The organism is Legionella anisa (assembly GCF_001467525.1).
GTDB classification, from domain to species: domain Bacteria; phylum Pseudomonadota; class Gammaproteobacteria; order Legionellales; family Legionellaceae; genus Legionella; species Legionella anisa.
The window spans coordinates 104,634-119,252 of sequence record NZ_LNXS01000004.1 but is presented as its reverse complement, the minus strand read 5'-3'; the positions used below and the strand labels follow the sequence as shown (position 1 = coordinate 119,252).

The following is a 14,619-nucleotide window of genomic DNA, read 5'->3' as shown; positions in this document are numbered from 1 at the left end:
AAGGAAATTCCGTGATCAATTTTATACAGGTTCTATTAGCGTTTCTATTGGTTCTACTTAATGCTTTTTTCGTGGCAGCCGAATTTGGGATGGTCAAGCTGCGAGCCACTCGTGTCGAAGCAATCAAGGATATGTATGGTTTACGCGGAAGAATTTTAGTACATATTCACAAACATCTTGATGCGTATTTATCTGCATGTCAGCTCGGTATCACGATTGCCTCACTGGGATTGGGTTGGATAGGAGAGCCTGCTTTTGCTGATCTGTTGAGACCATTTCTGATTTTTATTGGTGTGAGCTCACCACAATTAATCACGGTCATTGCTTTTTTTGTCGCTTTTTCATTTATTTCTTTTCTCCATATTGTCGTTGGGGAGTTAATGCCCAAATCCCTTGCAGTTCGTCAGTCAGAACGAGTATCTGTGTGGACTGCCCTGCCGCTATATGGTTTTTATTGGCTTATGTATCCTGCAATATGGATGCTCAATACCTGCTCAAATTTTCTTTTGAGGGTTTTTAAATTAGATGAAGTGCACCAGAGTGAGTATTTTCATTCGACAGATGAAATAAAGCTGCTTTTAGGTGCAAGCCATCTTCATGGTGAGCTTACGGAAGAAGAGTTTGAAATCATTGAGCACACTCTGGATTTAGCGGACCTGAAAGTAACTGAAGTGATGCGATCTAACGAAGAAATGGTCATGCTCAATATAAGCAAGCCTATCCAGGAAATCATCGAGATCATTATGAAGCATCGTTACAGTCGTTATCCAGTTTATGATCCAGATAAAAAAGATGTTATAGGTATTATTCATGTCAAAGATCTCCTTCCTATTTTTTATCAGCATGGCGAGATCAAAGAATTACAATCACTTCTCCGACCGGTTCTCAAAGTGTCACGTCGTGTACCCGCATTGGATTTGTTACATAAATTCCGTGAGGGGATGTCTCATTTTGCGCTCGTTTACAGCGGTAAAGGGAGTATTTTGGGATTTGTTACGCTCGATAATTTACTGCAGGTGATGCTTGGTCGAATTAAAGATGAATTTCATCGTACTAAAGTGGATTGGGTATTAAATGATGATGGGAGCATATCTGCTTCAGGCAATTGCTCCATCTATTTTTTAGAACAAGCATTGAACCAGGAGATTGATATAGACGATGAGATTGATATTTTAAATGGATTATTTATTCATCGCTTGGGCTACTTACCTAAGGAAGGAGAGTACATTGAATTTCCAGAGTTTCACGCCAAAATTGAAAAAGTTAGTCCCTCAAAAATTATTAAGGTAAGAATTTATCCTCAAAAAGACGCTGATGACTCTGAGGGGCATGCTGATTAAGTAAAACGGATTAGCTGTATAACTCATAGATATTAAGCGCTATGGGTACTCCTAAAATGAGTACCGCAATTACAACTTTATATTTGGATATCGATTTATGCGTAATTGTAAATTTTTCTGATTTGTCCCAAGTCGTTATCTTATTTTTGTTCAGTTCGAAATAAGCGCAAAATAATGTAAAAACAGTAATGAAGGGAATACCCATAGCAAGTCCGAAAAACCAAACTTTGATGCTTCTTCTAAGTGCGTTAAATAATCTTGGCTTTTTATCATCATTGGCTTTTATTTGAATATTTAGAAGCCATTTGCCTGGCGTAGTGCCCCAGGTAGTCAAGAAGAGAGTTTCAGCGTATATCCACAGAAAAAGAGAAATAATGCCAAAAATTGCTTGCGGTAAATCAAGAAAAAATGAAGGGGTCACGTAATAGAGTATTAGAGCAAAAAAGAACGAAAATAGTGTCAAGTCAATAGAGCGAGCAAATAAACGCAACCATGGTTTTACAGCACGATTCGAGTCCTCAGGCTCGTTTGATCCTTGAGTTGGCTCCGATGGCTCAGAATCATCTGGAAAAGCAAGAAAAAGCTGAGGACGCTTGTCTTCTTGGGCCATTGATTAATCCTTTGTTTGATTCAACCCACATGATTAACAGTATAATATAAAATGGATAACCTGATTCATTGAAACAGCCATGCTTTAATATTCGACAGGCCGTCAATTTTAACCAGCTCTGGCGTATGAATAGATTATCAAAAATCGTAATCGTGCCGGAAAAGAGAAGAATTATTCGTCTTGATCATGATGAACCTCAACATTGAGGTCTGGATCAGGCGAATTTCCAGGAATTTTCCGAGTCTCGCTAACCCACTCACCTAAGTCAATGAGCTTACATCGATGAGAGCAAAAAGGTTTGAACCGGTTCTCGGAGCACCAGGTATTTTGTTTCGCACAAATAGGGCAGGTGATTTTTTGATCGATATTCATTACGGTCTTCCATTAGTTACATGAGACATGGAGTATGCGATATAATACTATGATTTATACGCATCATTTTTTTATCTAAGCTCTTTTATGGCATTTTATATTGGATTAATTCTAAAAAGGAGCAATAAATATTAACCGGTAATATGATAACCGCTATCAATATAAATGACATCACCAGTAATGTTTTTAGCGTATTGGCTGGCAAGAAAAACCACCATTGCGCCTACATCATCGATATCAACCAATGATCTTAAGGGGGATTTTTCTTTTGCAAGCTGAAGTAAATCATCAAACTTCCCCAAACCCGAGGCAGCACGTGTTTTTAGAGGACCAGGAGAGAGCGCGATGACGCGAATTTTTTGTGGACCCAATTCTACTGCCATATAACGCACAGAAGCTTCCAATGCAGCCTTAACTGGCCCCATGAGATTATAATTTTCGACCACCTTTTCTGCTCCGTAGAAAGACATGGCAAACAATGAGCCACCATTTTTCATCAGGGGTTTCGCCAGATTCGCCATACGAATAAATGAATGGCAGGAAATATCCATCGCCATGAGAAAGCCTTCTTTAGAACATTCGTGCACAGGATTTTGTAAATCTTCTTTGGGTGCAAAAGCAATCGAATGAATTACAATGTCAATTTGTCCCCATTTTTTGTTGATTTCTAAAAATAAATTATCCAAATCATGCTCTTGGGTCACATCACACTGACGATAAATAGAAGGTTGGAGTGTGTTGGCTACTTTATCCACATACGACTTGGTTTTCTCATTTAAATAAGTGACTGCCAGATCAGCGCCAGCCCTCTTCAAGGCATGTGCACAACCAAAGGCGATGGAACGTTCATTGGCAATACCAACTACCAAAGCTTTTTTTCCTGCAAGTAATGTGGTGTCCATGTCATAATTCCTTATTCTTAATAAGACGGAAACAATGATTGGCAATAACCCATTCCTCATCAGTAGGGATCGCGTAAATGTCGACAAAACTTTTGGGACTACTAATCATTAATTGTTTGGTCTTGTTTAAAGTCGTATCGATTTCGATCCCGAGCCATTCACTGTCTTGACAGACGGCGTGACGAATTTGCCAGGAATTTTCTCCAATGCCGCCGGTGAAAACCAATACATCCAGCCCACCAAGTGCAGCAGCAAGTGCGCCGAGCTCTCTACGTATGCGATAGACAAATAGCTCAATTGCTTCTTTTGCATGCGGGCTTTTGTCTGCAAGCAACTTTTGCATATTCGAAGTAATACCGGAAACGCCTAATAAGCCCGATTCTTTATAAAGTAAATTTTGAATTTTATCTGGGCTCATTCTTTCAGACTGCATAAGATAAAGAATGACGCCAGGATCAATCGTGCCACAACGTGTACCCATCACCAGGCCATCCAATGCAGTGAACCCCATAGTACTGTCTACTGATTTTCCTTGCTTGACTGCACACATGCTGGCACCATTTCCCAGATGCGCGATGACAATCCGACCTGAGTGTTTTTGCGGATTGATGTTTTCCAGTTGATGCATAATGAATTCATAGGAAAGCCCATGAAAACCATAGCGTTTTACCCCTGCTTCAAAAAATTTTCTTGGAAGGCCAAATCGATCTGCTGTCTTTGGATGCGTTGTATGAAATGCAGTATCAAAACAAGCGATTTGTCGTAAATTAGGATAGAGTTTATTGATACTCTCAATTGCTTCGAGATTGTAGGGCTGATGCAGCGGAGCAAAAGGAATGAGTTTTTTTAATTTTTCCATGATTTCCGCAGAAATACAAACAGGTGAATTAAACTCATGACCACCATGCACTACCCGATGTCCTACGGTACTGATTTGAAAACCAAATTGATTGGTTTTTAAGGCTGAGAATAATAATTCATAAAAGTAGCTGTACCCGCGATCTTTTTCGAAATGATTTTCTCTCACTAAAACATTATTTTTGTCATACAATTTCAGAGCAGGTGATTCCCGAATGTTTTCAACAATACCGTGCAGCTGTTTGGGCAAAGTAGAACTCAGTTCGTATACAGCGAATTTAATACTTGAAGAGCCTGAGTTGAGCACAACTATATGGTTATTATCCATAATATCACACACGAGTATAAGGGGAGTGGAATTCCATTATTTTGGTCTTAAGTATAGAGCATTTGGCAAAATTATAATATGTTTTACATCTGTCTCACATTGAATAAAACTAAGAATATTGGGGAATAATGAGTTTGGCGACCATGAATAATATAAGACCTAAACCTTTGCAAGAGGGAGATACTTTAGGCATTGTTTCACCTTCTAGCCCTTTACGATCAAAATCCATTGATTTAAGCGTTCGTTATCTGCATGAAATGGGATTTAGACTAAAGTTTGGAGCTCATTATCAGGATGAGGAGCGATTTTTAGCAGGTAGCGACGCCGATCGTGCTCAAGACATTATGAGTTTTTTCGCAGATCATGACATTAAAGCAATTATTTGTAGTCGCGGCGGTCAAGGATCTCAACGGCTTTTGCCCTTACTTGATTATGAGCTAATTGCGCAAAATCCTAAGATACTGGTTGGTTTTAGCGATACCACCGCTTTGCAGTTGGGGATTCTAAAAAAAACGGGCTTGATTTCCTATACTGGATTTACATTAACCACAGCACTTACTCCTTTAATCAAAGAAACACTTTTAGCCTGTCTGATGAATGAACCTTATCGTATTGTTGCCGGTGAATGTGTTAATCCAGGTATCGTCCAAGGATGTCTTATTGGTGGGAATTTATCACTGATTACTTCATTAATAGGAACACCATATCAGCCCGATTTCAGAGGAAAAATAATATTATTAGAAGATGTAGCAACGGAACCTTTTAATGTAGATAGAATGTTGTCTCACTTAGAACTAGCCTCTGTATTTACGCAAGTTTCAGGAATTGTTTTCGGAACATTTGAACAATGCATTTCAAAAGATCCTGAAGAAGGGACAATTGATGAGGTGATTAATGAATGGTCGACTCGTTTTAAAGTGCCATGTATTACATCTTTTTCTTACAGTCACGGGGAAATAAGCTGTGTGTTACCGCTGGGTGGGCAAATTACCTTAAATGCTTCTGCTTCTTCGTTGAGTTTTTAATTAACTCTTTCTGCAAATTTATTTGTTTTAATGTGCTAAATTTATCATAATGGCTGCTTTTTTCAGTCTAAGGATCCTATGTCATCATTGCTTACAATCCAGGTGCTAGAAGATTTGGTTCGTGCTGCAGAGTTGAATCAAGAGGGTAAAACCGCGGATTATATTCCAGAACTTGCAAATGTGAATCCGGAGTTGACAGCGATTGCTGTTCAACCATTAGGTGAGCAATCGCTTTCTTATAGCAACAGCCCTTTGAATCCAGTCACGTTACAAAGTACAGCAAAAATGATTCCTTTGATTGGCCTTCTTGAAGAGTTTGGTGAAGAACAATTGTTTGACTGGGTTAAGGTAGAACCCTCTGGGGATGATTTTGCGTCAATTACTCGTTTGGAACAATTTGGCCCTAAACCTTCAAACCCCATGCTGAATGCTGGGGCGATTACCTTGTGCTCCCATATTCCAGGAAAAGGTGAGCAACAATTTGGATGGTTAGAGCATTGGACACAAAAATTATTTAATCAACGCCTCAGCATTAACCCCTTGGTTTTTGCTTCTGAAAAACGAACGGGTAACCGCAACCGAGCCCTCGCCTATTTATTAAAAAGTAGAAATAATCTTGGAGCGGATGTTCATGAAACTTTGGATTTGTATTTTGCGCTTTGCTCCTATGAAGCCAAGTTAGAACAAATGCTTTTCCTGCCTACGCTATTAGCCAACGCAGGCCGAGATCCAGAGAGCGGGAACCAAATCATTTCTACCGATACCTGTAAAATTACTTTAGCGATTATGGCAACCTGCGGACTTTATGATGAAACAGGTACGCATATGGTTAAAACCGGCATGCCCGCTAAAAGTGGCGTGTCTGGTTATACGATTGCTGTTCTTCCTGGTAAAGCAGGAATTGTAGTATTAAGCCCCAGAGTGAATGCAAAAGGGAACAGTATCCGCGGTGAAATCATGCTTGAAGGCCTATCCAGAGCGATGAATTGGCATTTTGCATTACCTTAATCGATGAATACAGAAGCGTAGTTTGGATAAGAGTAAACCCGGGTTCCGCTTTGCTTCACCCAGGCTACATTCTGATGCACCGACTTGTTCACTTAATATTACAATTCAAATTTTTTTCTTAGAGAATCATCTTGGTTTTCTAATTTTGCTAACTCCGTCTCTACCGCTTTCTCCTCAGGATCTTCAACATCGTCAGCATCTTTTGCTGGTGTAGCGGTTTTGAGGTCATTCGCCAAGGAGGAAAATAAGCTGGAAAATTGAGTCAATAAGCTACTCATTCCATTTAAGGATTCAATAGTTTCTCTAAGGGTTGCAAGCTCTTTCAGAGAATGTTCCAGATCTTCAGTTAGAGGGCTTTTACTTTCCAATTTCTTTATCTCTTGCAGTAGAGTATCTTGTTCTTTGAGATGCTCTCGATATTTTCTACCTCCTTTTCGATTGTAAATTTGGTAGCGAGTGATCTCTTTCTGGACATCAATGAGTTGAGATTTTTTCTCAATTATTTGTAAGTTATTGTTTAACTTTTCGAGAACGGCAGCTTTTATAAAATCAAAATCCAGATCGGTCAGATCAAGTCCCTCTAATAGCTTATCCATATTTTCGAGTTCATTATTTGCAGTAATATTTCTTTGTCGTCGTTGTGTCCTAGTGAGTTTGGAAGTGAGAGCGGAAGATGCTCTATGTAGTTCTTGGTTGATGGCGATGATCTCCGGCTCTTTCTTCAATCTACTTATTAGAGGGCCGAAATATTTTTCCTCTAGGTGATTCGCATTTTTTATTAAATAGCGTGAACTTGGCTCACTCCACAGGGGGTTTTGCAAAGCTTCCAATTGTACTTCAAAGCTTTTTATTTCTAGTTCTATAGAACTCAATTCTGCTATATCAAGATCATTTCGTTCCAGGTAAGCGTGCAGTAAAATAGTTAGATTTTTTAAAAAATCAATGGAGTCAATCGTTTTGTCACGATTCATTAGTAATGCTTTAAACAGTGGATGAGTGTCGCCGGAGAGTATTGAGTAAGCAATCGGTAAACCCTTATTTTTATTATCGGGTACAAAAAGGGAGCCTCCATGTTTGATGAGTACAGAAAGACATTCAATCATAGAGTTTGAACCACTATGCTCGTAAAAACATGCGTGTACCGCAGAAGGATAAGATGTTTTGCGTACGATGACAGGCTGATTATTTACATCAATATCACTATATTCCAAAATAAAATCCAACAGCTCAGAATTTCGTGTTTGCAAGGCTAAATTGAGGTATTTTTCATCACGTAACAGATGGTGAAAAGAAGTTAATAAAGCAGCCAATTCAAATTGCTTATTTAAGAGTAAGTTAGGTAATAAACTGGCGCCAAGTTTGTGTAAATCTCGACGTATCTTTTGTAATTGCTGTAGATCCTTCAATTTAATTTGATGCTCATAGATCAAGCCGATGGCATATGTTTTAGACAGTAACTGTTCTATTTTTTTAGTTTGTACTTCTTTGGAAGATTCAGAAAGCTTTGCAAATTGAGAACTTAATTTCTTGAGTTCGAGCTCCAATTTGTGAGTAGCCCGAGTGCTCGATTTTTTTGATGCATTCTTTTTCATTTTTGGGAGAGCAGCAATATCTGCTGTGGCGGCTACTTCTGCTTGTGAGAAAGTAACATCTGCTGCGGGAACTTCTACTGCAGAGACTGCAGGCCGTGGCATAACTTCGGCACGTGAAGAAATGTCTTCGTGGGCATCAATTGATGTATTATGCAAATCTTTTATTTGAGAAGTAGCGTCAGCTGCAACTTGAATGGCATGTTGTTCTCGAAGGGAGTGAGCCGCCATTTCGTGAAAGCGAAGAACTTTGGCGTAATTTGAAGAGCGAACAAGGGGAATAAGTTCTCTTAATATGTCACATGCAGCTTTAGTTATCTGTAACGCTTCAATTGTATCCTCTTTTCGAGAGTCAAAAAGTTCTGCAAGACGCTCATCATACTCATTATAACGGGCTTCCAAAAGTCTAATCGTTTCATTATGTTGCTGTCGCAGTTTCTTCATTAAGGGTACTGTATGCTTCAGTGCCAAGATTATAAATTGCTTTTTTAAATCCTTGTTATCTACCAATTCATAACCATTATTGGTTTCTTTCTCAAAGGCTATATTTGGCAGTAAATTATCAAAAGCGTTGAAGTAAACATGCAGTCGATAGCGTCCCCCTAATTGGTTTGTAAATTCAGCAGTGTAATGATATTGGCTTAATTTTGGATTATGCCGATATTCATTTTGATAAACACTAACATGGTGGTTATCCAATTCATATTCATTTTCTTTATCGTTTACGACAATATTTACTTGCGTAGGGCATTCAATACGGTAGTAGTTTTGGCTTTCTTTGTTGGTATCTAATACCAATTTATGTCCTTGAGGAAGTTGGACAGTAGTCTCGTTTTTGAAAAGAAAATTAAACAGTGTATTTTTAGCCATAGGGAATCTCTAAAATAAAAAATTGTCCATATTATAATTAAAAAATACGTTTTGTAAAAAACTATATTATTTTGATTTACAGGGATTCTTTTTGTTGTTATTTAGTGCTTTTTTAGCGTTTCAATAATCAATAAAAACAAAAAGTTATGAAATAAAATAAATGAAAAAGATTGGTTAAGATTCGTAAACGCGTTTGCATTGGGCGCAACCTCTACACGAACTCACCCGCGGGTACTCAATTTCTAAAGGATTCCTTTTGCTCTTTTGTTAGTATTTCATTGGCCGCTCGAAGTCCAGATAAATAAGCACCATGTACGGTACTTGGATCAGTTGTAGAAGTAGCCTCTCCCGCAAAATAGAGCTTTCCAGCTACAGGTTTAGCTAATAATGCAATAACACTTTTATCTACACTGATTGGTAAATAGGAATAACTTCCAAGAGTGAAGGGATCACTACCCCAGTGAGATTGTTTTACTTTGATTGGCTCAGGAATATTTACTCCATAAATCGTTCTTAAGTGTTGCATTGCCCATTCTTTTAGATGGCCTCTTTTTTCCATATCACGTGCAAGTTTGCCACTAGTAAATACAATGAGTACGGGTTTTTTTGTGTATTTGTAATAATTAAAGATATTAAATGCTTCTTTCTTATTTTTAGGTAACATGCCAATCCATTCTTTATCTTTATCCCAAAAGACTTTATCAAACAACAAATATAATTTTTCATAATTCCCCATTTTTAATTGAGCTATTGCGTTACTTTTGTCTTTAGGCAAGGAAGGGTGAAATATAATTTTATTGGATTTAAGTACTCCTAAAGGAACAGTGATAATCACGTGTTTGGCATGATAGGTATCTTTTTGAGTCATGACACGAACATCATCGGCGGTATAATCAATTTGTTGGACAATTTGATTCAAATGGATGGGAATATGCTGTGAAAAGTGTTGAAAAAGCTGAAAATAACCTTCTGGAATAAGTGCATTTTTGCCAGAGGAAAGTGAGTCTTCGTATGCAGAATAAACATTACGTGATAATTGCGTCAAATTATCAGCAAATTCATAAGTGTAAATATTTTCTAATGCATAATACAGTAAGGCGCGCTGATCTGCATTCAACTTTTTTTCCTGTGCAAATGCAGTAAAATTTTGAGCAAAGGAGATCATGATATTCTGTGTTTTACTGTAACGTATAAACTCATAAGCCAAACTGGAAAATAACTTTAAAGAGTTTTCTGATACAGGTTTTCCTTCACTATTATACAAGGCAAAGTCTTTTAGCATATCCGTTGATTTGGAGTTATTGTAACTATTGGGCACGATAGCGTGTTGGTTTAGTAAAGGGATTAGCGGGTTGCGTTCAATCCCATGAATCCAGGTAGCTCCCAAATCAATGGCAAACCCCCAATTATAGTCTGTATGTACTCGGCCACCGAGGCGATCTTTTGCTTCAATAATAAGTACATCTTGGTGCGCTTGATGTAATTGCTTTGCGGCAGTTAATCCAGACACGCCTCCTCCAATGATTATGGTGTCATAAGAATGTTTTGCCCAGGAGCATGGAGCAATCAATAACAACAATACGACGCAAATAAATTGCTTTTTTATAAAATATAAATGAGTAATCTTTGAGAGTAATTCATTATATTTTTTTAATTTAGTTTGTTTATTCATGTAAATCGACCCAAAATTATTTCTCGTGCAATGCCCAGAATAAATAAAAATTAATAGCAGTACATGCTATGTTCCAAGTCGCTCTCTAAATCCTAATTTGTCCTCGTAAACTTTTGGGACTGCTAGCGTATCTTATTTATCACAAAAAAAGATAAAAAATAAGCAAATACTTAAGGGCTGTTTCCATTTCGCGAGCTTGAGTCAAAATGGCCTGATGTTTGAGCACCGAAGCGCGGCATACACGAGTATGTGAGCATCGGAGCGCAGAAAATCAGGACAGTTTGGTCAAGATAGTAGAAAGTTAAACAGACCCTAGTGAATAGTCCAAGTGATAATACCGCTTGCATAATAAGAGATGTTACTTTGATTGCCATACCAATATTGAGCAACAGGCAAGGAAATACCAAGCTGAATCATTATTTTGGGTGTAGAAAATGAGATTGAAGGGGTTGCATAAATAATATTTCCCCCTGTGTTAGGAACAGTATGCGAGTCAAATTTGGTTTTAGCGCTATATTGACCATTTAATTCAAGCAATCCAAAAAGGATGTATTTTTTTTCTGTGCTTTTGATGTTACGTCCTATTCCCAAATTGTAATAATATTGTGTTCCTTGCTGAATTGAATTTTTTTTGCTTGCGAATAAGGCTCCTGGGGCAATAAAACCATACCAGTCAACGAGCATACGCGAGTAAGTGGCTCCAATAAAATAAGTCATCGCATCGAAACTGGATGGAGCATTTTTTCTAGAAAATCCTGATACGCGGCTACTTGGATTAAGTTTTTTAGAAATCTCATCTAAATTACTGACAGGAAAAGAAGAGGAGAAAATAATAGTTGCTTGATCTGAGTATCTTGAATTTTCGTAATTATAAAATGCATATTCTAAATCAAGGGCAAGATCACCGATGCCAGATAGGGTTTGATTGCCATTTTTATAACTAAAAGCATAAGGCAGCGTGAGTAATACCGAGGCTGAGTCTGTGATTCCATAAAGTATGGAAGGGGTTCCGTCTAAAATGATTTGGGTCTGGCTGTATAAGTAATTGGGGTTGAACGAAACAATAAATTGTTTCTTATCAATAATATTTTGGCCAAAAGAAAAAAAAGGACCTGGCTGTTGTGACGTTGCCAGAGTAAAATTCCCTATGGCAGGGGGTTCATTGAGCGATGAAGGCGTAATAGCGGCTGACCACTTTGCATAGCTTATGAATAGTAAAAATAACAATCTTCCAAGTGAGCTTAGTCGATTGGTTTGTTCTTGCATCCTGCACTCCCTCTAAGTAAATCCTTCATATTGTTGAGTGAACCTGCTTATCATAAATCATTTGCACCCTTTCGCTCAAAGAAGTCTATTAAAAAAAATACCTGGATTGCATCATCATTTCTATAAAATCGAATCTATTAAATGAAGTTTAAATCGGGTAACTTATAATGTAAGTTGTTCAATGGGGATATGAGTAAGGACACGTCAAATGACCAAAAATGAAGCAACGCAAAATAGAAGCAGTATCATCAGATGGACAGTGATTGCTATTTATTTTCTGGCAACTCTTTTTTCTGCTGCCTGGCATGGTCCGCTCGCAGTGACGTTTTTACCCATTATTCTCGTCTTTACTATTTTTATTTCAGCTTGCCTGCATGGTAAAGAGCGATATGGACTAAAGAATCTCATTTTATTTTTTATTATAACGTGGCTAGTCAGTCATTTTTTTGAAGCGTTAAGCATTCAGACGGGATTTCCTTTTGGTCATTATTATTATGATAAATTAGCTGGGCCAAGGCTGTTTCAAGTGCCTCTTATTATTATGTTTGCTTACTTTGGAACAGGCTACGCTTCGTGGATTCTGGCGCATATACTTCTGGGGCAATATGCTGCGCCACTGACTGGAAAGCAGATAGTTCTTGTGCCTTTAATTGCGGCATTTATCATGGTGATGTGGGATGTATGTATGGATCCTCTTTCCTCAACAGTCTATTCATTATGGGTATGGAGGGATGGGGGGCCTTATTTTGGTGTTCCGTTGCAAAATTATTTTGGTTGGTTTTTTGTGGTTTATATTATCTATCAAATTTTTGCAGTTTATATTGCCAAGCATGATGTTATGGCTATGAGCAAGCCCCCTCTTTTTTCTTCTAAAAACTTTTGGAGGGAAGCGGTCGCTATTTATGGGATACAAGGTTTATCACAATTAGTTGACCCTTTAGGTGCTTCAACTCATTTAGATATTTATGCGTCGATGGCTCTAATTACCGTGTTTACGATGATGTTCGTGGTCTTACTTGCCTCGCTTAAAATCAATGCGAGTCATTTGGGTGTTATTGAAAAAATACCCGGCATTTGAAGTACTCCTATTAAGAAGAGAAACACTTATGCTTTTTTCAATTCCGCGAGCTCTAAAATAATACCATTGGGTCCTTCAAAATAAACAAGTTTTCTATTGTTAAAATCTAATATCTCACTGAGTATTTTTACATTATTGTTTTGGAGCCGCTCAATAACTTCCTCAATGTTATCCACTGCCAAACACAAATGATTATAACCATATTTATCAAGGCGATGAATATTGGGATCCATTTGTGGTTTAGGATGATAAAAATGCAACAGCTGGATCTCAAAATGAGGCTTTGCTTCTTTATCGCCGTGATATAAAACCAGCGTGACATGATCTGCTTTAACAGCAGGAATATTCATATATTTTGCAAACGGCTCGTTTTCAATGATGACATTATGCGTTTCAATAAAATTGAGTAATTTAAAAAACTCTATTGCTGCGGGTAAATCATTTACTGCAATCGTTACATGGTCAGCATTTTTGATCATTATATTTTCCTTTTGAAAGGAGCTCATAAAATAATAATAGTTGATGCATGTGAAAGTAAAAACCACTCCGGTAATGTAGCCTGGGTGCAGGTGAAGCCGTAACCCGGGTTTATCACTTTTCCGTAACCCCGGGTTCCGCTTCGCTTCACCCAGGCTACATTTATCGTTAGCTGAAAGCGTGAGGCGAAGGTAGAGAAGTGATAAAGCCAAGCACCCAGCTAACCACTTGGTTTTTATAGTTTATATTATACAATAGGATTCATTATTTGTCTTAGTGTTCATATAAGTGCCCATTAACTCTGTAAACACAAAAAATAATGAAGATTTAAACGATGTATCAGGAGCAATTGATGCAGCCGACACCACGGACGGATCCGAGAACCGGACTCCCCAAAGCTTATTCGATATGTGTACCGCATTAATCGCTAAAGATCCTTCCTTGAGTTTAATGATGATTCGCAATAATGACATTGATGCGCCTCATATTAACGATGCCTTAATAAAAATTACTCCTTTTATCCAGCTGTTACCTAATGAGTTAAAGTGCGAGTTCGTTATGTTCCTTCCTGTTCAAGATTGGAAATTGTTACGGAGGGTAAGTCATGAATGGCGGCAAGTAGTGAACACTGCGGCAAAAATTTTTCTTAATCAAGTGGAGCGGGATAACTTGCCAGTTGTTCGGGTTGACGCTAAAGATTTTGATGCAATTTTAAAAAAATTGTTGGCTAATGTAGGCTATTATGCTCACAATGGCGGCAGAAGAGGCAATCAAGTACAAGAGGTAAGGAAACTTGCAGGGGAGGCGAGCTCTTTTATACAGCCTTTAGAAAAATTAATGTACTGTAATAAAAAGGTCAAAGAGATTCAAAGAACTATAGACAATGAATATGAGGTTGGACATATGCTCTCCTTTTTTCGCCGCCCAAATAACAGTCAATTGTATGAAATTCTTAAATCCTTCCTCAATGAAAGCCAAGATTTAATTGGGCGCTCACCCTGGCTCCAAAAAATCAAGTTCTGTGCGAGTCTTTATCCCCAGCATGCAATTACCAAACGACTTTCAGAAGTTCTTTTAGAGATTAAAGGCCAAAAAAGCAAAGTAGAGGAAAAGTCAAAGCCAAAGCAGGATATAGACGACGAAAAACAGGTTTTTTCTCTTTTTCGAGCGGTCTAGTATATGACGAGACATTCATTTCTAAAACACTGGACCCCGCGGACAAGC

At 38.0% G+C, this 14,619-nt stretch carries 13 protein-coding genes; 5 read left to right on the top strand and 8 right to left on the bottom strand.

Features of this window, described 5'->3' with window-relative positions; all coding sequences use genetic code 11:
* The first annotated feature begins 11 nt into the window (after positions 1 to 11).
* Positions 12 to 1,340, top strand: coding sequence for a hemolysin family protein (locus Lani_RS02440; RefSeq protein ID WP_019235240.1), 1,329 nt, complete (start codon positions 12 to 14; stop codon positions 1,338 to 1,340).
* A 10-nt stretch (positions 1,341 to 1,350) separates the two neighbouring features.
* Here the strand turns inward: Lani_RS02440 and Lani_RS02435 are convergent, their stop codons facing one another.
* The 4 genes from Lani_RS02435 to Lani_RS02420 all read right to left on the bottom strand — a co-directional run bounded on the left by Lani_RS02435 (position 1,351) and on the right by Lani_RS02420 (position 4,410).
* Positions 1,351 to 1,950: an RDD family protein gene (locus Lani_RS02435; protein WP_019235239.1), complete on the bottom strand. Its 600-nt coding sequence runs from the start codon at positions 1,948 to 1,950 to the stop codon at positions 1,351 to 1,353.
* Between the two features lie 171 nt (positions 1,951 to 2,121).
* Entirely contained in the window at positions 2,122 to 2,322 is a 201-nt protein-coding gene (locus Lani_RS02430; RefSeq protein WP_019235238.1) for a DNA gyrase inhibitor YacG, read from the bottom strand.
* 131 nt (positions 2,323 to 2,453) lie between these two features.
* The gene (gene fabI / locus Lani_RS02425) at positions 2,454 to 3,224 is read right to left on the bottom strand and encodes an enoyl-ACP reductase FabI (protein WP_019235237.1); all 771 of its coding nucleotides are present in this window, start codon (positions 3,222 to 3,224) and stop codon (positions 2,454 to 2,456) included.
* 1 nt (position 3,225) lies between these two features.
* Complete coding sequence (locus tag Lani_RS02420) at positions 3,226 to 4,410, bottom strand: acetate/propionate family kinase (RefSeq protein WP_019235236.1); 1,185 nt, start codon at positions 4,408 to 4,410, stop codon at positions 3,226 to 3,228.
* 143 nt (positions 4,411 to 4,553) lie between these two features.
* On the opposite strand from Lani_RS02420, the gene Lani_RS02415 reads away from it, so the two are divergent.
* A complete protein-coding gene (locus Lani_RS02415; RefSeq protein ID WP_040523294.1) occupies positions 4,554 to 5,435 on the top strand; it encodes a S66 peptidase family protein in 882 nt (293 codons plus the stop codon).
* 78 nt (positions 5,436 to 5,513) lie between these two features.
* Entirely contained in the window at positions 5,514 to 6,443 is a 930-nt protein-coding gene (gene glsA / locus Lani_RS02410) for a glutaminase A (RefSeq protein ID WP_019235234.1), read from the top strand.
* 98 nt (positions 6,444 to 6,541) lie between these two features.
* Here the strand turns inward: glsA and Lani_RS02405 are convergent, their stop codons facing one another.
* From Lani_RS02405 to Lani_RS02395, 3 genes are all read right to left on the bottom strand, one after another.
* Entirely contained in the window at positions 6,542 to 8,902 is a 2,361-nt protein-coding gene (locus tag Lani_RS02405) for a hypothetical protein (RefSeq protein ID WP_019235233.1), read from the bottom strand.
* A gap of 235 nt (positions 8,903 to 9,137) precedes the next feature.
* On the bottom strand, positions 9,138 to 10,574 hold the full coding sequence (locus Lani_RS02400; protein ID WP_019235232.1) for a flavin monoamine oxidase family protein: 1,437 nt from the start codon (positions 10,572 to 10,574) through the stop codon (positions 9,138 to 9,140).
* A gap of 312 nt (positions 10,575 to 10,886) precedes the next feature.
* Positions 10,887 to 11,840 (bottom strand): hypothetical protein, encoded by a 954-nt coding sequence (locus Lani_RS02395; RefSeq protein WP_019235231.1) that lies wholly within the window; start codon positions 11,838 to 11,840, stop codon positions 10,887 to 10,889.
* Between the two features lie 208 nt (positions 11,841 to 12,048).
* Here Lani_RS02395 and Lani_RS02390 point away from each other — a divergent pair, with 208 nt between their 5' ends.
* Positions 12,049 to 12,918: a carotenoid biosynthesis protein gene (locus Lani_RS02390; protein WP_019235230.1), complete on the top strand. Its 870-nt coding sequence runs from the start codon at positions 12,049 to 12,051 to the stop codon at positions 12,916 to 12,918.
* Between the two features lie 26 nt (positions 12,919 to 12,944).
* On the opposite strand, the gene Lani_RS02385 is transcribed toward Lani_RS02390, so the two are convergent.
* Positions 12,945 to 13,397: a VOC family protein gene (locus Lani_RS02385; RefSeq protein WP_019235229.1), complete on the bottom strand. Its 453-nt coding sequence runs from the start codon at positions 13,395 to 13,397 to the stop codon at positions 12,945 to 12,947.
* A 286-nt stretch (positions 13,398 to 13,683) separates the two neighbouring features.
* Between Lani_RS02385 and Lani_RS02380 the strand changes: the two genes are divergently transcribed.
* A complete protein-coding gene (locus Lani_RS02380; protein ID WP_019235228.1) occupies positions 13,684 to 14,571 on the top strand; it encodes an F-box protein in 888 nt (295 codons plus the stop codon).
* Positions 14,572 to 14,619 lie beyond the last annotated feature (48 nt).